We start from the raw sequence: 19,681 nt of genomic DNA, 5'->3' as shown, positions 1-19,681 counted from the left end.
CCATTCCCGGCAGGCCGGTCAACCCAGGTCACACCCCGCCGGCTGCGGCCAGGTGCTGGCCGGCAGCATGTTCTTCAGCGAGGCAGGTGCGTTGATGGCCACGTAGCTGGCACCCAGCAGTTCCTCCAGATCGGCGATGGTCACCAGGTAGCTGTCCAGGCTGCCCAGGTTCGCTTCGTTGGGGATGATCCAGCTGATCGCCTTGGCCGTGCCGGTGTTCGGATCGCGGGTGATGATCGTCTTCCAGAAGAACTCCGGTGTCGGGATGCCGTGGCTGGAAAGGAAGTAGTCGTTGGAGGCATCGCCATAGACCACGCCACCGTAGACATCCACCGGCGCGATGTCGCGGTAGCACTCGGCCACGTTCTCTGCCTTCACCCAGATGCCCTGGTTGAAGCTGGACACCTGCGGAACGATGTTGGTCATGTAGTTGGCGCGGCGGATGTAGGTCGCGTTGTAGTCCATGTGGTTGGACGTCACCAGATGGCCCCGGTCATAGCCGGACTTGATGCTGGCGTAGGAGGCGGTGCTGGTCTGGCCGAGGCAGCCTGCCGGCAGGTCCGGATCCTTGTAGAAGCTGGACGGGCGCGCGGCCGAGCCGGTGTCGGCGGTGAGCGTGTACTCGTAGCGGGTGGCGCTGTGGATGCTGCAGTCGTAGGTGAGCACGAAGCCGCCCTTGTTGAGGGTGACGACCTGGGCCTGGGCAGCGCCAGCGAAGGCACTGAGGACGAACGCGAAGAAGAGGCTTGCAAGGCGCATTGCGGTTCTCCAGCAGAAGTTCAGGGCGCAGCCGTCCGCCACGACCGGGCCGAGGCGAGGTCATGGGGGACGTTGCGGAGACGGGTGCTACGGATTGCGGTGAGACGTGACCGCGATGACAGGGCCGTGGAGGCCGTGCGGTGTCGTAAGCGTCACAAGCTGTCGTCTTTCGGTCAACGATGAAAAGACGAAGCTGTGACAGCGCGCAAGCACTGGAGATGTGTCAAATGGAGCAGGACGTGGCTGAAACGCTCGCGTGCTAGAGCATCGCGATGCCTGCGGGTGTTGTCAGGGGGTCGCCTTCAACACGTAATCGCCGTTGCGTGTTCCCGGCACCAGTAACCATCCTGGTTTCAGACTCAGCGACCACCCTGGACCCTGTAGCGGCGGGTCGGCAGTTGCGGGTGCCTGCACGAACACGGCCTTCCAGTCGCTCTGCATCAACGCTCCGTCGGTGACGTCCAGGCTGCCCCAGGTGTCGGTCAGCCGCATCGTTGGATATACCGTGCCACGGCCCGGCAACGACTGCATCGTGTTGGGATTGAACTGGATGCGCATGCTGCGCAGATCCAGCCGCACGACCGGGCCTGTCACGAAGCGCGCACGGTTGTGTTCCAGCTGCGCAATGCGCTGCCGTTCGCGCAGCATTTCGGCTTCGCGCAGTGCCCGTCCGCTGTAGCGCGCAGCAGCGGCCCGCAGCTCGGTCGCACCCCGCTGCATCGGGGTCCGGGTCACTTCGGCCAGATGCGTGCCGAGGTCCCGGGCGGGGTGGGCGAGATGGTTGCGCCAGCCGGGGGCCGCCTGGTCCAACAGCAGGCCATAGGCCGGACCGGTGGCATAGGCGAAAGAGCGGACGAAACTGCGATCGGCAACGTGCGCGCGAAGGTCATGCAGCGCCGCCTGGATACGTGTGGAGCGCGTTGGGTTGCCGACGAACACGCCGGTGTACTCGGCCAGGCCCTCGTTCAATTCCAGCGCCGCTTCTTCCTGCGCTGCCGCAGGGAACTGGCGGTGGCGCTCGGCGCGGAAGGCGAGTGCGTCGCTCACCGCAGTGTGCTGCGCCATTGCATCGGTGGCCGTGAGCGCATCCGCAAGCGCGCGCCATTCCAGCTGCAGCCAGTAGCGTCCTTCAAGTGTGTCGAGGTGCTCGTTGCCGCCTTCGGTCGGCGCGGTGATGGGCAACGCCGGTTGCAACCGATGGAACATTTCGAGAGCCAGCAGCGTACTGCGCCTGGACACGTCCTGCGGCAATGGCCAGAGCAGTTGCGTCCAGCGTATGCCGGACCATTCCACGGCGGTGTTGGCAACGATCGCATCGGGCGGAAGCTGGCCCACGAACACCTCGCCACGCCCCTTCAACGCGCCGTGTACATCCGCATGCGAGGCGGTGACCTGGCGGCTCTTCGGATCGACCAGCATCATCGGCCCGCACAGGGATTGCCCCCACAGCTGGCCGCCATCGACCTGGCACAGGTGCTGTGCTTCGATGAAGATTCCGCGCGCGTCGGCGTCTGCGATCGGTGATTCAGCGGACCATGCCGGTCCTGCTGCACAGGCAACACCGGCAATCAGTGCAGTGCGGAAAATATCCATGGCATCCGTGCGTTGATGGGCGCAGGCAGTCATAGCACTGGACACCGTTGCCCTTCAACGACGGGCAACGAACGCGTTGCCGCTTCGGCGGCCGGGGCCATGGCTACGCCATGCAGGCGCGCATCCATACTTTCGCGTACTGATCTCTGTCTTGCCGCTGTCACGAAAAACTGTGCGCCGCGTCAAATTTTGAGGTAGTGTCGATTCTGCTGCCGGGGCGCAGCGGGGTGCAAGGCGTCGGGGACTACGCGCCGCACCCGCAATTGAAGCACCAGACATCACAGCGCCGGCGTTGACGCCGGCGTGCATCTCGGGCTTTCAATGAAAAGGGGGTATTCGATGCGCAATGCATGGATCAAACGAAGCAAATGGGTTGCACTGACCCTGGTGGCGGGTGCCGCACTGGCCGCCGCTGCCGTGGGCATACGCAGTACCGGTGCCCAGTCAAAGACCGGCAATCCCTCGGTGGACGCGCGCGCCGGCAATCCGTCCGGGCCTGCGGCACGCGGTCCGGGTAGCGGCTTCGCCGAGCTCTCCAACCGCTATATCGTGGTCTACCGCGAGGAGCCGCTGGCCACCTACAAGGGCGACATCCAGGGCCTCGCGGCACCGGAACGCATGCGCCCATCCGCCAGCGCCGCGCGTGCAGCGGCAGCCACCGGCAATGCGCCGACACCGCGCATCGCTGTAAAGGGGGCACGCTCGCAGGACTATGTGCGCTTCCTCGCTGACCGCCAGGTACAGCACGAGGCCCGCATCAATGCAGCATTGGGTCGCAGCGTAAAGGTCGAACGGCGCATGCAGCATGCGATCAACGCATCGGTGCTGCAGATGAACCCGCAGGAAGCGGAGCGCGTGCGCGCACTTCCCGATGTGCAGCTGGTTGAAGAGTACAGGGAGTATGAGCAGGACACCGACGTCGGACCGGGGTTGATCGGCGCACCTGCGCTGTGGAACGGCACACCTGCGCCGTTCCGTGGCGAAGGTGTGGTGGTCGGCGTCATCGACTCGGGCATCAACTTCGGCAGCCCGGCCTTCACCGCCCGCGCCAAAGATGGTTACGAGCACGTCAATCCGCTGGGCGCAGGCAACTACCTCGGTACCTGCGCGCCGGGCGGCATCGACGAAGGTCGCTGCAACAGCAAGCTGATCGGCGGCTACGACTTCGTCTGCGGTGCGCCGGGCAACCAGTGTGGCGTTGCGGACGTACGCGAGGAGCCTGGATTTGGTGACACCAACGGTCATGGCAGCCATACCGCTTCCACCGCCGCCGGCAACCCGCACACTGCGTCCTACCGTGGCAACCAGATCCACATTTCCGGTGTTGCGCCGCGCGCCAACATCATCGCCTACGACGCCTGCTACACCGAGGTCTCTACCGGGCGCGGCTTCTGCCCGAACACCTCGACGCTGGCAGCGGTCAACCAGGCCCTCGCCGATGGCGTGGTCGACGTCATCAATTACTCCATTGCCGGTGGCACCGCGCCGTGGGGAGAGGCGGTCTCGCTGGCGTTCCTCAACGCATCCGATGCCGGCATCTATGTGGCCACTTCGGCCGGCAACTCCGGCCCAGGTCCGAACACGATGGGCCATCTGGAACCCTGGACCGGCAGCACTGCGGCGGCCACGCATGGCCGCGGCGACATCGTGCTGTTCGCTGCGGTCAGCGGCCCCGGCAGCGTGCCGCCGGCGCTCACTGCCATCCTGCTGACCGAAGGCTCGGGCGGCGTGCCGTTCGCAACGCCGATTCCTGCAACCACGCCGCTGCGTGTCAGTGCAGGCATCGACAGTGCCAACGATGGGTGCGCGCCGTTCCCGGCCAATACCTTCCAGGGCGCCGTTGCGGTGATCCGCCGTGGCTCGTGCAACTTCAGCGACAAGGTCAACAACGCCGCTGCAGCGGGTGCGATCGCCGTGCTGATCGGCAACAACCAGCCGGCCCCCATCCTGCCCAACGTGGCCGGGGCGACCATTCCCGCCTTCGCCATCGACCAGTCGGACGCCAATGCACTGCGGACCTTTGCGTCGAGCGTTGGCAACAACGCAACCGCCGGCATTGCCTATCCGGCCAGCAAGATCAGCAATACGCCGGATGTGCTGGGCGACTTCAGTTCGCGCGGCCCGGCCGGGATCTTTGATCTGGTCAAGCCGGACGTGACCGCCCCGGGTGTGCGTGTGCTGGCCGTGATCGCAGGCAATGAGGTGACCGGCTCGGAGAACGCCGTCGGCCTGATGGACGGCACCTCGATGGCATCACCACATCACGCCGGTGCCGCCGCGCTCCTGCGCCAGGCGCGTCCTGACTGGACCGTGCAGGAGACACGCTCGGCGTTGATGATGACCGCGCGGCAGGAGGTGCTGAAGGAAGATGGCGTCACACCGGCCGACGCATTCGCGATGGGCGCTGGACGCATCCAGGTGGACCAGGCACTGCGCGCAGGGCTGGTGCTCAACGAGACCAAGACCAACTTCCTGGCCGCCAATCCAGCCAATGGGGGTGAAGTGTCGTCGCTCAACATCGCCAGCCTCGGCAAGCGCAGCTGCGCGGACAGCTGCAGCTTCACCCGCGTGTTCCGCAATGTGCTGCCGACCCGGCAGACGTGGACGGCGAAGGTGCAGGGCCTGACCGCGGTTGTCTCGCCATCGGTGTTTACCCTGGCGCCGGGTGAAAGCAAGTCGGTGCGGGTCATCGTCACCACCGGTTCGGTACCGAACGATGGCAGCTGGCGCTTTGCCAGGCTCACCCTCTCACCGCAGGGCGGTGATACCAGCCAGCCGCTGCTGCGCCTGCCGATCGCCGTGTCGGTGCCGCCGCCGCAGATCGCCGCCACGCCGCCGACGAACTCGCTGACCCTGCCGGCCGGTGGCAGTGGAACGGTGAACCTGCAGATCGCCAATACCGGCGGCTCACCGCTGGAATGGCAGATCGACAATTCCGGAGTGGGCACCCGCACGCTGGTAGCGCAGGCGCCAAACAACGCCAATGGCCGTCGCTCGACGCGCTTCACCGATGCGGCGACAGTGGGTGCACGTGCACAGCTTGGTGCCGATGATTTCACTCTGGGCGAGGCCACCGGCATTACCCGCATCGTCGCTGACGGCTTCGTCAACGGTGGCTCGCTGGCAACTTCGACCAACATCAACTGGTCGATCTACCGGGATGTTGGCGGCAATCCGGAGGGCAATCCGGAATCGAGCCCGCAGCTGGCGCTGTGGAGCTACACCTCCACCGTCAGCGGTCCGGGCGTAAGAACGTCGGCCACGCTGGCCACCATCAACCTTGACCTGGCCGCTGCAGGCCAGAACGTGAACCTGCCGGCAGGCCGCTACTGGCTGGTGGTCTCGGTGCGCGCGCCGCTGGCTACCAGCTGGTTCTGGTTCAACGCCACCAGCGGCGACAGCGTGTACCGCAGCGCGATCATCAATCCCGATGGCAGCGGTGCCTGGTCCACCACCGCCGGCGCGCCTGGGTTGGCCTATGGGCTGGGCGGAAGCAATGCGTGCGGCGCCGGCTGGATCGGCACACCGACCCGTGCCCTGGGCCGCATCTCCGCAGGCGGCAGCCAGAGCACGCAGGTGCAGATCAATGCCAGCGGCCTCGCGCCGGGCAGCTATTCGGGCTTCGTCTGTGTCGGCAGCAATGACCCGAGCACGCCGAAGACTGCTGTCCGTGTCGCCTTGACCGTAACGCCGTAAGGCGCCAGCAGCATCCCGGCCGCCCCTGTGCAGGGGCGGCCGGTTTCCCACCGTTTCCGGCGCTTGCCGGGAACCCTTCCTGATGGACCTCGGGGGTACCGTGAAGACGATGCACAAGCACATCCTTGCCGTGGCACTGGCCATGGCAACCGCACCGGCGTGGGCCGGTGATACCTGCCAGCTGGACGATGGCTTCGGCGGCGTGTCCAACGGTGGCGCCAGCGCCGGTGGTGCCGCCTCGCTGGCGTGCGGCAGTGGTGCCGATGCCAGCGGTGATCTATCGGCGGCCGTCGGAACCGGCGCCAGTGCCAGCGGCACCGGCAGTACGGCGATCGGCGCAGCCAGCAGCGCCTCCGGCGACCAGAGCGCCGCCGTGGGCGTGGGTGCTTCCGCCTCCGGCGCCAACAGTGCGGCGATCGGCGACAGCGCCACCGCCAGTGGTGACTTCAGCAGTGCCAGTGGCTCGGGCAGCTCCGCAACGGGCTCGTTCTCCACCGCGTCAGGCGCTGGCAGCAACGCCACGGGCGAAAACAGCACCGCGCTCGGCAGCTTGTCCGAAGCCAGTGGCAACAACAGCAGTGCCGTGGGCAATGGTGCCATCGCTTCTGCAAACGACAGCGTTGCACTGGGCAATGGCTCCGTCGCCGACCGTGCCAACTCGGTATCGGTAGGCAGCGCCGGCAACGAACGCCAGTTGACCAACGTGGCCGCCGCCACGCAGGGCACCGATGCGGTGAACCTCAATCAGATGAATACCGCCAACGCCAATACGCTGACTTCGGCCAACAGCTATGCCGATGCGCGGGCCACGGCGACCATCAACTCCGTCAACGCCTACACCGACGCGAGCAGCGCCGCGGCAGTGACGACCTCAAAGGCCTATACCGATGCCAGCAGCGCAACCACGCTCTCCTCGGCCAACTCCTATACCGATACGAAGTCCGCGCAGGCGGTGACGACGGCCAATGCCTACACCGACCAGCGCCTGGCGCAGTTCGCGCTGGACAACAACGGGCTGAAGCAGGAGATGGAACGCCGCCTGCGTCATCAGGACCAGCGGATCGATCGCATGGGCGCGATGAGCTCGGCGATGTTGAACATGGCCATCAACGCCGCCGGCTCACAGAGCCCGCGCGGTCGCATTGCGGTGGGTGCCGGCTTCCAGGGTGGCGAGCAGGCGCTGTCGATCGGATACGGTAAACGGATCGGCGAGCGTGCTTCCTTCTCGCTGGGTGGTGCCTTCAGCAATGGCGAGAGGTCTGCCGGCATGGGCTTCGGCGTAGACCTGTAAGGCAATGCAGGGCAGGGGGCGCGCAGCGCCCCCTGTTCAGCGAACAAGCGCTGCGAACGTGCAGCAAACGTCATGCTGCGTCGCAAGGCGCCACTCACCATTCGCACTGGTACGGTCCAACCCGTTGCACCACCACCGACGGGGAGAGACGACGATGCGCAAGGTATTGCTGCTGTTGATCCTGCTGACCGGCCTGGCGCCCACTGCCTGGGCCGCGACGGTCAAGACCACCCATCGCACCATTGCCGGCTGGGATGGAACGCCTCTCGGGGCCTTCGTCATCGAACCGCAGGATGCGGGCGGCGGGCGCTATCCGCTGCTGGTGATGCCCAGCAGCTGGGCGGTGCCCAGCGTGGAGTACGTGGGGGTGGCGCAGTCGCTGGCACAGCGCGGCTATGTGGTGATCAGCTACAGCTCGCGTGGCTTCTGGGAATCCGGCGGCAGCATCGACATCGCCGGGCCCTCCACGGTGGAGGATGTCAGCGCGCTGATCGACTGGGCGCTGGACAACACCCGCGCTGACCCGGACCGGATCGGCGTTTCGGGCATCTCCTACGGTGCGGGCACCAGCCTGCTGGCGGCGGCACGCGATCCGCGCATCAAGGCCGTGGCCGCGCTCAGTGGCTGGGCCGATCTGCAGGCCTCGCTGTACAGCAACGACACCCCGAGCGCGCAGGGCATCGCACTGCTGGTTGCGGCCGGCCTGGTGACCGGACGCCCTGGCGCGGAGCTGGCCACGATCAACCGCAATGTTCTGGCGGGCAACTACCAGGGCGCGGTGGATTCGCTGTTGCCGGTGGCGGCGCAGCGCAGTCCCGCGGCCAGCATCGACGAGATCAACGCCAACCAGCCGGCGGTGTTCCTGGCCAACGCCTTCAACGACAGCCTGTTCCCGCCGGGCCAGCTGGTTGATTTCTTCAACCGGCTGAAAGGCCCGAAGCAGCTGCAGCTGCGCCACGGTGACCACGCGCTCAACGAAGCGCTCGGTGCACTGGGCATTCCCAACGAAGTCTATGACCAGGTGGGTGACTGGTTCGATCACTATCTGAAGGCAGTGGCCAACGGCATCGACCGCCAGCCGGCGGTGCAGCTGAAGTCACAGAAGGGCAGCTGGAGCAGTTACCCGGATTGGCAGGCGACCAGCAAGGGTGCGGTCAGCTACGGCCTGACCGCACCCTCTGGTTTGCTGCTGCCGACCGGCGGCCTGGCCGAGCACGGTGGCGGCACCGGCTGGAACTACCGCATCGGCAGCGGCCTGCTGACTGCGGCCAATTCCGGCGTGGCGATGGCCTCCGGCGCGCTGCAGATGATCAACCTGCCGCCGGGTGCCTACGTACCGTTTGTTGGCCGCAGTGCCGCCGGTGTCTGGCAGGGGCCGATCCAGTGGAGCGCCAAACGCCTGGACGGTGCGCCGGAAGTGCGCCTGACGGTCACGCCCAGCCGTGCCAACACCACGCTGTACACCTACCTGTACGCCGAGGATGTGCTGGGCAATGGTCAGTTGATCAGCCACAAGCCGTATACCTTGCGCGGTGCCACGCCGGGCCAGGCGAAAACGCTCGACCTGCGGCTGGAAGCGAGCAGCTGGAACCTTCCAGCCGGCAGCCGCCTGACCTTGGTGGTCGATACCGTGGACCTGCGCTATGCGGGCATCAGCCAGCTGGGTGGGGCGGTGACCTTCAGCTCGCCAGCCAATGCGCCGTCGGTGCTGAAAGTGCCGCTGCATTGATGTGCGGCCGCGCCCGTTGCGGCGGGCGCGGTACACCGGGCCGGAAAACTGCGAGACTCGTGTTTGTCCCGGCAAACGGATGAATCCATGGTCATTGCATGGCTGCTGCTCGGTGCGGTGCTCGCGGCACCCACCGCGAAAGGTGCGCCGATCGATTGGCCGGACACGCTGTTGAAGGATCTGGACGCTGCCGACGCCGCCCTGCGTGGCAGTCATCCGGGCGCAGTGGATCTGCGGAATCCCGGGTTCGGCGCGCAGCTCGACGAGGCCCAGGCGCTTGCACGTTCGCGTGCAGGTCGGGTCACCAACTACCAGGGCTACTGGTGGGCGATGAAAGGCTATGGGGCGTTCTTCAACGATGGGCATGTCAGCCTCAACGCGCTTGCCGACGCTCCCGATGTTCCAACGCAGTGGCCCGGGTTCCTGACCGGTTTCGACGGCGATGCGCAGTTGGTCATGACCGTGGATGGTGGCCATGGCCATCCGCCACTTGGGGCGCGATTGCTGTCCTGTGATGGCATCGATGCACAGACGCTGGCTGCGCGCCGGATCGGGGACTTCAGCGGGCGCTGGAACCTGCAGGCCAGCCGCATCCACGGCGGTGGCGAAGTGCTGCTGGAGCAGGGCAATCCGTTCGTGCCCACGCTGAACGCCTGCGTCTTCCAGGTAGATGGACGCGAGAAATCCTACGCACTGCAGTGGCAACCACTGCAGGCGGCACAGCGCAAGGAGCGTCTGGCCGACACCCGGCGCAGCTTCCGCCCGGCGAACGGCTGGCGCATCATGCCCGATGGCGGCTACTGGATCACCACCAGCAGCTTCAATGCCGACCCCACGGAGCAGAACTTCAAGGAACTGACCGCCCTGCTTGAGCAGCTTGCTCCGAAAGCCGAAGCCCTGCAGCAGGCACCGTCGGTGGTGCTGGACGTGCGTGGCAACAGCGGCGGAGCTTCGCAATGGAGCATCGAACTGGCGCGATTGATCTGGGGCCGGGCCGCCGTGGACGTGCTGCCCGACCCCAGCTGGGTGGAGTGGCGGACCTCCGAGGCCAACATCGCCCAGTTGCGCAGGTTCCTGCAGAAGCTGGTGCAGGCGCCCGACGCGTCGCCAGAGCTGCGTCGCATGCTGGAGTCGGTGACGGCGGGCATGGCACAGGCACGCGGCCGGGGTGAGGCGTTGTGGCGCGAGCCGTCCGAGGCCAGCGCAGATACAGCACCAACCTCAGGCCCGGCCGCACCGCTGCGCAAGGGCAGGGTGGTGATCGTGGCTGATGCCGCCTGTGGTTCGGCCTGCCTGGATGCGCTGGACCTGTGGAAGCGGTTGGGCGCGGTGCAGGTGGGCGTCGAGACATCGGCCGACAGTCTCTACATGGACGTGCGGCCAGAGCGGCTGCCAAGCGGGCTGGCCAGGATTTCAGTGCCGATGAAGGTGTTCCGGGGGGCGGGTGCGTGGTTCGAACGAACCGCACGTGCCCGATCATCGCTATACCGGCGACATGCGGGACACCGCAGCACTTGAGGCGTGGATCTCCGGACGATGATCCCGTCCTGGTGGCGTACCGGTGAAGCAGTTCCGGCACATCAAACCTTTTCACCGGCAGCTGCATCCAACCCGCAATGAGCCCGGCAACCGCTGCTGCAGCTCTACTGAACGAAGGAGCCCTCGGATGTGCGAACTGCCTCGTACTGCGCTTCAATGCGCGATGTTGATCATGCTGGTGCCTTTCGCAGCAGGTGCTGCGGTCACCGAAGTTCCCTTCGAGCTGGGCAAGGATCACCGGATCTACGTGGAGGGTACGATCAACGGCTCGCGACCACTGCGCTTTCTCGTCGATACAGGCGCGTCGGCCATGGCCGTTGCCAGGCACATCCAGCAGGACGCGAAGCTGGTCATTGACGACCAGAGTGAGAACACCGGTTCCGATGGCGTCACGCTTCTCGACTACAGCACGCACAACGCCGTGCAGATCGGCGGCGTGCAGCGACCGATGGGGGCCGTGGTGATCGACTACACGGGGCGCCCCTTCGATGCGGTACTGGGCTGGACCTTCTTCCAGAGCCAGGTGCTGGAGATCGACTACGACCGCAGCCTGCTGCGCGTGCACGACGATGTTCCCGACCTTGCCGGGTATGTCCGGGCCAACGTGCGCTGGATCGACAATATCCCGGCCATCCAGGTCACGCTCGGCAACGGCAGCAGCACTTTCGCACCCTGGCTTACCCTGGACACCGGCAGCAACGGCAACATCGACCTGTCCTACGCCTTCGGCAGCGCCCACCGCCTGCAGGAAGCGTTTCCGGAACGACTTGGAACATCACAGTTCAGCGGCAGCGCGGGCCGGAAGATCCGCGCGGTGGACGTGCGCGTGCCCGTGGCCAGCATCTCGACCCTGCAACTGAAGGGGCCGAAAGCCTCGATCACCGTCGATGACGATGGCTCCACGGACGACGGGACGCTTGGCAGCGAAGTCCTGCAGCAGTTCAATATCCTGCTGGATGCCCGTTCCGGCAGCATCTATCTGCGTCCAAACCGTCGCTTCGTCGCCACCCCGGCGGGGTGACCACGCGCGTTCGGCATTCAGCGCTGGACATCCGCACCTCCATCGCCCAGCAGGGCCAGCACCTGCGCCTCAGCTACCGGGCTGAAGTCACCGGGAATGGCGTGCTTCAACGCGCCCGCAGCCAGTCCGAAGCGCACTGTGCTTTCTGCGTCGAGCCCGGACAGCATTCCGTGCAGGATGCCGGCGGCAAAGGCATCGCCGCCCCCGATGCGATCAACGATACCGGGGAGCGGGCGCGGTGGTGCCTGCGCCCGCGAGCCGTCGCGGCCGAGCAGCAGCGCGCCCAGGATGTGATGGTCTGCGCTCACCACATCGCGCTGGGTGCACGCCAACCACTGCAGATGCGGGAAGGCGGCAAAGGCGGCGGCCGCAGCGGCTTCGGTTCGGGCGACGGCATCGTCCTGCGGAAAGTGCAGCCCCAGCACCAGTTCGATGTCCCGATGATCGGCAAAGACAATGTCGGCCTCGGCGAAGACTTCGCGCAGGATCGCCCCGGCGTCGCCGCCCCAACGTCGCCACAGTGAGGGACGGTAATTGCCGTCGAAGGACACCTGGACGCGCGCCGCGCGCGCCGCACGCACGGCCCCCAGCACGGACCCGGCCACGTTGTCGCCCAGCGCCGGGCTGATGCCGGAGACATGCAGCAGCTGCGCGCCGGACAGTAGAGCGGGCCACGCATGATCCTCGGCGCTGCTGTTTGCGAATGCAGACCCCGCCCGGTCATACACCACTTCACTGGCGCGGTGCACCGCACCGGGCGCCAGGAAGTACAGGCCCATGCGGTCGCGATCCACTTCGCGCACGCCGGCCACGCCTACGCCATGCCGCCGCAGCTCGGCCACGGCATGCCGGCCCAGCGCGTTGCCGGGTACCGTGCTGACCATCTGCACATCGTGGCCCAGGCAGGCCAGCGAGACCGCAACATTGGCCTCGGCGCCTCCTACATGGACCTGCAGCTGCGGCGTCTGCAGCAGCAGTTCACGACCCGGCGCACCCAGGCGCAGCAGCAACTCACCGAAACAAACGACGCGGCTCATCGGTTCCCTCTCAGTCGGCGGTGGCGCAGCCCAGCATGCGCAGATCGATGGCATCGGCCATGCGCCGGTAGCCTTCGTCGTTGGGATGCAGATGGTCGCGGGTGATGTCGTTGGGCAACGATTCCGCCGCTTTCGGATCACGCAGGGCGGCATCGAAATCGATGATGCCATCGAACCCGGTCTGCCCACCGCGTGCCCACTGGTTGATCGTGGTGCGGGTGGCTGCGGACACGGGCTCGTAGCGCTCGGAGCCGCCGAATGGGGTCAACGTACCCAGCCAGGCGCGGATGCCATGCGCATGCAGCCGCGCCGCAACCTGCTGATAGCCCGTCAGCATGTCCGCCGCATTGCGGCCAGGCAGCGGCTGCGCGCCACCGCTATGGCGGATGTCATTGATGCCTTCGAACAGGATCACCTGATCGGCATCGGCCGCCGCGATCACATCGCGATCCAATCGTGACAGTGCGCTGTGGCTGCGGCCATGGTCAAGCAGCTTGTTGCCGCTGATGCCCTGGTTGAGCACCACGAACCGGTTCGGGCAGGCCTGCTGCAGGCGCTGCGCCAACCGCTCCGGCCACTGGTTGAAGGTGCCGCGACGGGCTGTGGCACCTTCCGTGATGGAGTCGCCCAGCGCCACGATCACCTGGGGACGATCTGCGCGCTGCACCATCACCGCCGAGAACACGTTCTGCTGGTAGCTCAGCCGCACGCTGTCGGCAACGGTTGCCTGCCTGCCGTCCGCTACCCGCAGCTCGGTGCGGCGCACGGCGGGACGGGTGGGCTGCGGGAAATAGGCACTCACGCTGATTTCCTGCAGCGCCGCCACCGGCATCCGCACCGGATCGCTCAGCAGCGCTGCACCCACCGGCACCTCGATGACCGCGCGGCCATCCACCGTTACCGGCAGCGGTGCGGCCTTGCCGTTCTTTACTCCCACGCGCAGGTCCTCGACCCGCAAGGGTGCCGTGCCGAGCTCGTTGCTTATGCGCAGGCGCAGCGCATCGCCACGGCTGCCGATACGCATGTCCTGGCGCACGGTCTGTGCGGCGAACTGTACGGGTGCCTCGGCGGTGCCATCCTTGCGGTCAGGTGCCGGCGAGGCGGTCCAGGCGGTGACCCAGACCGGTGCAGCCAAAGCGGCAGGCGCGGCCGCGGCGGAACAGATCGTCAATGAAAGCAGGAGCGTCCAGCGCTGCATGAGCAGGATTCCAGTCAGGAGAAGTAGGTGCCGCCGTTGACGTCCAGATTCGCACCGGTGATGAACGCCGCCGCATCCGAGGCCAGGAATACAGCAGCGTCAGCGGCTTCGTCCGGCGCACCCTGGCGGCGCAGCGGGGTGGCGCCGGCAACGGCCGTGCGCACTTCCGGCTTGGTGAATTCGTCGTGGAAGCGGGTGGCGATCATGCCGCAGCACAGTGCGTTCACCCGGATACCCTTCGGCCCCAGCTCCTTGGCCATGGCGCGGGTGAAGGTCATCACCGCCGCCTTGGCGGTGGCGTAGATCGATGCGCCCGGGCCGCCGCCATCACGACCGGCCTGCGAGGCGAAATTGACGATGGCCGCGCCTTCGCGCATGTGCGGCACCACCGCGTGCGTGGTGAGATAGGTGGAGGTGATGTTGAGGTCCATCACCGTGTGGAAGAACGCCGGGTCGATCTCGGCCAGCGGGCGACGCTGCACCATGCCACCGGCCACGTTCACCAGCAGGTCGATGCGCTCACCGAACGCGGCCTGTGCCGCAGCGACCAGGCCGGCGACGGCAGCGGCATCGGTGACGTCGGCGCGATGCACGATGGCCTGGCCACCGGCCGCCTGGATCTGCGCCAGCGTTTCCTGGGCACTGGCTTCATCATTGGCGTAGTTGATGCAGACGCGTGCACCGGCGGCAGCCAGTTTGATCGAAACGGCGCGGCCGATATCGCGGCCGCCGCCGGTGACAATGGCCACCTTGTCCTGGAACGACATGCGGAAAACTCCTTGGTTTGCGGGGGAATGGATGTACTTGGAAAAGAAGGAGACCCAGGCTCAACCGGCGCGGCGGTCGAGCTTCTGGATAGGCCCGGTCCACCACCACAGCGCGGCCAGCGACAGCGGCACCAGCGCGGCAACGAGGATGAAGATCGGAGCGTAGGAATGGCGGGTCAGCACCGGCACCAGCCAGGTGGTGATCAAGGTGCCGGCCACGGCCGCGAGGCCACCGAGGCCCGCCAGCGTGCCCACCGAGCGGCCGTCGAACAGGTCGCCCGGCAGGGTCTGGATGTTGCCGATGGCCACCTGGAAGCCGAACAGCACGGCAGCGATCGCCAGCACCGCCAGCAGCGGCTGGTTGGCCAGCACGGCAGCCAGCAGGGCAGGGGCCATGATCACGCAGCCCAGCGTGATGGCCAGCTTGCGGGCGCGGTCCACGCTGTGCCCGGCGCGGATCATCCGCCCGGACAGCCAACCGCCGCTGAGGCTGCCCAGCATCGCGCCAACGAACGGCACCCAGGCGAACAGGCCGATCTGCTTGATGTCGAAGCCGAAGGTTTCGGCCAGGTAGATCGGCAGCCAGGACACGAACAACCACCAGATCGGGTCCAGCAGGAAGCGGCAGGCGAGCATGCCCCAGCTCTGCCGGTGGGCCAGCAGCTCACGAACGCTGGCCTTCGGTGCCACCTCTGCCTGCTGCCCGGCCTGGTCTTCCTGGATCAACCGGCGCTCGGCATCGCTCACCCACGGATGCTTGTCCGGCCCGGCGCGGTAGACAAACAGCCATGGCAGCAGCCACAGGAAGCCGATCGCACCGACCAGCACGAAGGTGCCGCGCCAGCCCAGCCACAGGTACAGGCCGGCGATGGCCGGTGCGGAGACAATCGCGCCGATCGACGCACCTGCGTTGAACACGCCCTGCGCCAGTGCGCGCTCGCGTGCCGGGAACCACTCGGCATTGGCCTTGACCGCGCCTGGCCAGGCACCGGCCTCGCTGATGCCGAGCATCGCCCGCACCAGGCTGAAGGACAGCATCGAATGGGTGACCGAATGCAGGGCGATGGAGATCGACCACACGCTGATCGACAGAGCGAAACCCAGGCGCGTTCCGATCATGTCGAACAGGCGCCCGAACAGGAACTGGCCGGCGGCATAGAACAGCATGAACACCGTCACCAGCAGCGCGTAGTCATCCTTGGTCGCGCCCACTTCCCTGGCGATTTCCGGCCACATCACCGCCAGTGCGTTGCGGTCGATGTAGTTGATGACCGTAGCCACGGCGATCAGGCCCACGATCAGCCAGCGCACTGTTGAACGCACCGGCACCTTGCGCAGGTTGGCCACCACCGCAGGGCCGTTCATTTCGCGTCATCCTTGCTGCGGTCCATGCGCGCGTGGCTGCCGCTCCAGCCGTAGGCATGGCCGTCGACGGTCACGCTGTGCTCGCCCTTGGCGCTGCTGTCATCGGCCACGCCCAGCGCGATGCGGGCTCCACTGGCAAGGCGCAGTTCGATCACCTCGGCATCGCTGCCACGGGTGCGCACGATGTCCTTGATGCGGCTGTCTGCGCCGTGCACGTACTCGGCGGTGCCGTTGTACTCGCCGTGCGGCTCCAGCACGCTGAAGAAGGTCACGTCCTTCTGGCCTTCCACGCGCTGCAGCAGGGCCGGTTCGCGGCGCAGGTTGAATTCCGGGTCGTTGGCACCGCTTTCCACCAGCAGCGCCTGCGCGGGTGCGCTGCTGCCGAAGCGGTAGGTGTAGAAGCGGCCGTCCAGCAGCCAGGCCAGCGAACGCGGTTCGCTGCCGGGTTTGCTGCGTGCATCCAGCCACAGGTGCTGGTAGCCGTTGTCCTTGCCCAGCACCGGGCGCTGGGCGGGGAAGTGTTCGGCCTCGAAGCCGGTGGTGACGATGTGACCGTTGAAGTGCAGCGGCAGGTCGTAGCGCGCGGCCTTGTTACCGTGCACCTGCAACAGATCCAGCACCACTGGCAGACCCAGGTCGGGGTGGCGCAGCAGTGCCTGGGTGCGGGTGAAGATCACGCCGGGATACGCATCGCGCATGGTTGCCGAGGCGACCTGGGTATCGGCATCGGCCTGGAAGAAGCGCACCTGCGGGGCATGCTCCTCGCCGCGTTTCCAGTCGCCCTTGAAGTGGCTTTGCTCGTCCACCACCAGGGTGTTGTGAGCCACGGTCTGCTTGGCCCAGCTGCGGTTCTCAGCCAGGTAGATGCCGCCGCGCTTGGCTTCCACGTTGAGGAAGCGGGCCGCGCCGTAGTCGGTCACCACTGGATTGCCGTTGTCGTAGAACAGCCAATTGAGCTTGTCGAAGTGGCCGTGGCCCATGCCCTGCATGGTGTCCTTCTGCACCAGCGCCTGGCCGCGCTCGCCGTTCATGCGCAGAATGGCCAAGCCGCCGCGGTCGCCGTCAGGGCCGTCGCGCAGCAGCATCGGCCTGTAGTCGAAAGGTTTGGCCTTGTTCGCCGCCAGCGCCTGCGCCACCTCCAGCCCTTCGGGCGAAAGCAGCAGGCGCTTCTGCTGCTGGGCCACGGACAGCAGGCGGTCATCACCGGTACGCGCATAGGCGATGCCGATGCCGGCCACCAGCTCTTCGGTGTCGATGCCTTTGTCCAGGATGGCGTCGTTGATCGGGAAGAACAAGCCGTTGTAACTGGACTGCACCAGCACATCCACGGCCTTCAACAGCACGCCGTCACGGCGCGCGAAGATCTTCCGCTGAGGTTCGTTGCGTTCTATGGCATTGGCGAACAGCAGGAACGGCGCCAGTGCATAGCGCTGGTAGTAGGGGCCTTCCTCGTAGTAACCATCGGGCGAGAACAGCAGGTCGATCTGCCGAAGAAAGCCGAATTGATCGTCCTTCCGACTGCCGCGCAGGGATTTCTCCACCAGCTCAGGGTCGCGCAGCACGTAGCCGGTCATGCCGGTGGCGGCCACCGCCCAGGTGGCGTGGTTGTGGATCTGGTCGTAGTTCTTCGGCTCGCTGACGAGGAACTCGGCCATTGGCCGGAACACCTTCGATTCGATGGTGTTGCGGTCGCTGGCGGACAGCGCGTCGCGGATCGCGTCGTAGCCCTGGATGGCGTTGACCAGCCATACCGAATCGTTGAGCACCTGCCAGAACACGCGCCCGGGGATCTGCCCACGGCCTTCCGGGTGCGGGCCCAGCGTCGGGTAGAGCTGGGCATACTGCAGCAGCATGTCGCGCGCATAGTCCACGTAGGCCCTGTCGCCGGTCAGCCGGTACAGCGTGCCCGCCGCCAGCAGCGCCTGGTAGTTGCGCTTGTGCTGTTCATGGGTGCGCCCGCCGCCCTTGTCCTTGGGTACCGGCACGTCGATACCGGCTTTCATCATCTTCTTCAGCGTCGCCTCGGTGCGCGCCTGTTCCTTGGAAAACCACGGGTAGCGGCGGCCTTCGCTGGCCATCTGCTGCCACTGCGCGGCGGTGACCAGCACCGGCGCGGCCTCGGCCTGTCGCACGGCAGCAGTGGGGGCTGCGAACAGCGATGCGCTCGGCAGCAGGGCGAAGGGGGCGGCCAAAGCCAGGGAAATGAACAGCGGCTGCAACCTCATCGATCAACTCCACTGGGGGTGCGTGGCAGGGCAACTTCGCCCACCTTGGGATACCAGGCAACGCCGGTCGCCTCGCGCGCGGTCATTGCCAGGGCAGGATCGGCACCCACGGCGGGCAGGGCAGGCGTGGCAACCCACAATCCGCTATCAGCCTGCTGCAGGCTGACACCACGGCTCTCTACGCCTCCCGGGAACACAGTGCTGGCTGCCGGCGACTGCACGTTGCCACTGAAGTCGATACCGGCCAGCGAACTGGCGGCATTGGGCGGGTTCCTGCTGGTGCGGTTGACGATCAGGTTGCCGGTGAAGCGGCTGTTGCTGGCGGCCACCACGATGCCCTTCGCCTCATCATGGCCGACGCCGAAACTGATCTTCGCCACGTCCACGAAGGTGTTGCGGCTGATCGTGGCATTCACCACCGGCGCATAGCCGGACAGCGGCGGATTGGCCTGCGCATCCATCACCGCCAGTGCCGAACGGTTGCTGGACCCGGCCAGCCGTTCAAAGTAGTTGTTGCTGACGGTCTGGTCGGCGTTGATGATGCGTACGCCGCCGGTGCCGGCCTTGTCATCGCCGAGGAAGACATTGTCGATCACCCGGTTGCCATTGCCGTGGCGCAGGGTCAGTGCTCCGGCCGAACGATAGAACACGTTGCCGCGGTAGGTATTGCCGCCAGACTTGTTGGAGACGATTTCGGTCTCGCCGTCGCAGCCTTCGAACCAGTTGTTCTCCACCGTGCTGTTGGAATTGCTCAGTGAGGTGTCACTGGTGCCGACGCGAATCGTTTCACCGCCGTTGACGCCCAGCGCTGGGCGTGGGCCGAACCAGTTGTGGTCGATGCGGTGCTGGTTGTCCAGGCCCTGGGTGGCATCGCGCACCACCACCACGGTCGGCCCGGCATTGGTCTTGCCGCGCAGCTGGCTGTGATCGAGGCGATTGTGGCTGCCATAGAAGGAAACCCAGTAGTCCTGGTCGCTGGCATCGGGGTTGGTGTAGTCGTCGATCACCAGGCCGGTGACGCGGCTGTTGCTGGCGACGGCCTTGCTCGATTCGCGGAATGCCACCACCGCATCACCCGGTGCGTAGCCGTTGCGGAACACCAGGTTGGACACCTGCAGGTAGCTCCCTGCCAGGCGCAGGTCCGAGCGCCCGCTGAAGACGACCTTGCCGGCGGTCTGCGCGCGCAGCGTGATCGGCGCGGCTGCCGTGCCCTGGCCCTTCAGCAGCAACCGGGCGTCGGTCCAGATGCCGTCAGCCAACACGATCTCATCGCCGGGCTGCAGCGCCGAGGTGGCGGTAGTGAACTCAGCGACATCGTGGACGAGCCAGCTGGTAGCACTTGCCGCTGAAGTGGTCAGGCACATGACCAGACCAGTGGCCAGGCAAAACAGTGATGGATAGTTGGACGGGTGACGTGCCAGCGAGTGAATGCGCATGAAATCCTTCCAGGGACGGCCCGGC

12 protein-coding genes and 1 pseudogene are annotated in these 19,681 nt (G+C 66.4%); 5 read left to right on the top strand and 8 right to left on the bottom strand.

The window, feature by feature from the left end; genetic code table 11:
* Positions 1–18 precede the first annotated feature (18 nt).
* Complete coding sequence (locus ACZK4Z_RS11800) at positions 19–759, bottom strand: DNA/RNA non-specific endonuclease (RefSeq protein ID WP_019337401.1); 741 nt, start codon at positions 757–759, stop codon at positions 19–21.
* Between the two features lie 288 nt (positions 760–1,047).
* A complete protein-coding gene (locus ACZK4Z_RS11795) occupies positions 1,048–2,352 on the bottom strand; it encodes a hypothetical protein (RefSeq protein ID WP_171954336.1) in 1,305 nt (434 codons plus the stop codon).
* A 339-nt stretch (positions 2,353–2,691) separates the two neighbouring features.
* On the opposite strand from ACZK4Z_RS11795, the gene ACZK4Z_RS11790 reads away from it, so the two are divergent.
* The 5 genes and pseudogenes from ACZK4Z_RS11790 (at position 2,692) to ACZK4Z_RS11770 (ending at position 11,628) form a co-directional block, all read left to right on the top strand.
* Positions 2,692–6,048: a S8 family serine peptidase gene (locus ACZK4Z_RS11790; protein WP_171954335.1), complete on the top strand. Its 3,357-nt coding sequence runs from the start codon at positions 2,692–2,694 to the stop codon at positions 6,046–6,048.
* A gap of 109 nt (positions 6,049–6,157) precedes the next feature.
* Positions 6,158–7,339 (top strand): YadA family autotransporter adhesin, encoded by a 1,182-nt coding sequence (locus ACZK4Z_RS11785; protein ID WP_227199427.1) that lies wholly within the window; start codon positions 6,158–6,160, stop codon positions 7,337–7,339.
* Between the two features lie 154 nt (positions 7,340–7,493).
* Positions 7,494–9,068, top strand: a complete 1,575-nt coding sequence (locus ACZK4Z_RS11780; protein ID WP_171954334.1) for a S15 peptidase family protein — start codon at positions 7,494–7,496, stop codon at positions 9,066–9,068.
* Between the two features lie 87 nt (positions 9,069–9,155).
* A pseudogene (locus ACZK4Z_RS11775) lies at positions 9,156–10,608 on the top strand (S41 family peptidase).
* Between the two features lie 162 nt (positions 10,609–10,770).
* Positions 10,771–11,628, top strand: coding sequence for a retropepsin-like aspartic protease (locus ACZK4Z_RS11770; RefSeq protein WP_171954556.1), 858 nt, complete (start codon positions 10,771–10,773; stop codon positions 11,626–11,628).
* 17 nt (positions 11,629–11,645) lie between these two features.
* Here the strand turns inward: ACZK4Z_RS11770 and ACZK4Z_RS11765 are convergent, their stop codons facing one another.
* The 6 genes from ACZK4Z_RS11765 to ACZK4Z_RS11740 are packed head-to-tail and all read right to left on the bottom strand — an operon-like array spanning position 11,646 to position 19,656.
* Positions 11,646–12,665, bottom strand: coding sequence for a sugar kinase (locus ACZK4Z_RS11765; protein WP_019336526.1), 1,020 nt, complete (start codon positions 12,663–12,665; stop codon positions 11,646–11,648).
* A gap of 10 nt (positions 12,666–12,675) precedes the next feature.
* Positions 12,676–13,863 carry a GDSL-type esterase/lipase family protein gene (locus ACZK4Z_RS11760; protein WP_049481124.1) on the bottom strand — a complete coding sequence of 396 codons (1,188 nt, stop codon included), beginning with the start codon at positions 13,861–13,863 and terminating at the stop codon, positions 12,676–12,678.
* Positions 13,864–13,877: 14 nt separating this feature from the next.
* Entirely contained in the window at positions 13,878–14,630 is a 753-nt protein-coding gene (locus tag ACZK4Z_RS11755) for an SDR family NAD(P)-dependent oxidoreductase (RefSeq protein ID WP_049409649.1), read from the bottom strand.
* A 60-nt stretch (positions 14,631–14,690) separates the two neighbouring features.
* The gene (locus ACZK4Z_RS11750; protein WP_019659759.1) at positions 14,691–15,995 is read right to left on the bottom strand and encodes an MFS transporter; all 1,305 of its coding nucleotides are present in this window, start codon (positions 15,993–15,995) and stop codon (positions 14,691–14,693) included.
* Entirely contained in the window at positions 15,992–18,220 is a 2,229-nt protein-coding gene (locus ACZK4Z_RS11745) for an oligoalginate lyase (RefSeq protein WP_197576449.1), read from the bottom strand. Before ACZK4Z_RS11745 ends, ACZK4Z_RS11750 begins: the two co-directional genes overlap by 4 nt.
* Positions 18,217–19,656, bottom strand: a complete 1,440-nt coding sequence (locus ACZK4Z_RS11740) for a polysaccharide lyase 6 family protein (protein ID WP_171954332.1) — start codon at positions 19,654–19,656, stop codon at positions 18,217–18,219. The genes ACZK4Z_RS11745 and ACZK4Z_RS11740 overlap by 4 nt, the downstream gene beginning before the upstream one ends.
* Positions 19,657–19,681 lie beyond the last annotated feature (25 nt).

The sequence above is a fragment of the Stenotrophomonas sp. 71799_Sma genome, from assembly GCF_056482505.1.
Note: the sequence above shows the minus strand (reverse complement) of the source record. Positions and strands in the feature narration are given on the sequence as shown.

Coding starts and splice junctions, on each gene's coding strand:
- ACZK4Z_RS11800 (WP_019337401.1), bottom strand. CDS start 759: ATGCGCCTTGCAAGCCTCTTCTTCGCGTTCGTCCTCAGTGCCTTCGCT.
- ACZK4Z_RS11795 (WP_171954336.1), bottom strand. CDS start 2,352: ATGGATATTTTCCGCACTGCACTGATTGCCGGTGTTGCCTGTGCAGCA.
- ACZK4Z_RS11790 (WP_171954335.1), top strand. CDS start 2,692: ATGCGCAATGCATGGATCAAACGAAGCAAATGGGTTGCACTGACCCTG.
- ACZK4Z_RS11785 (WP_227199427.1), top strand. CDS start 6,158: ATGCACAAGCACATCCTTGCCGTGGCACTGGCCATGGCAACCGCACCG.
- ACZK4Z_RS11780 (WP_171954334.1), top strand. CDS start 7,494: ATGCGCAAGGTATTGCTGCTGTTGATCCTGCTGACCGGCCTGGCGCCC.
- ACZK4Z_RS11770 (WP_171954556.1), top strand. CDS start 10,771: ATGTTGATCATGCTGGTGCCTTTCGCAGCAGGTGCTGCGGTCACCGAA.
- ACZK4Z_RS11765 (WP_019336526.1), bottom strand. CDS start 12,665: ATGAGCCGCGTCGTTTGTTTCGGTGAGTTGCTGCTGCGCCTGGGTGCG.
- ACZK4Z_RS11760 (WP_049481124.1), bottom strand. CDS start 13,863: ATGCAGCGCTGGACGCTCCTGCTTTCATTGACGATCTGTTCCGCCGCG.
- ACZK4Z_RS11755 (WP_049409649.1), bottom strand. CDS start 14,630: ATGTCGTTCCAGGACAAGGTGGCCATTGTCACCGGCGGCGGCCGCGAT.
- ACZK4Z_RS11750 (WP_019659759.1), bottom strand. CDS start 15,995: ATGAACGGCCCTGCGGTGGTGGCCAACCTGCGCAAGGTGCCGGTGCGT.
- ACZK4Z_RS11745 (WP_197576449.1), bottom strand. CDS start 18,220: ATGAGGTTGCAGCCGCTGTTCATTTCCCTGGCTTTGGCCGCCCCCTTC.
- ACZK4Z_RS11740 (WP_171954332.1), bottom strand. CDS start 19,656: ATGCGCATTCACTCGCTGGCACGTCACCCGTCCAACTATCCATCACTG.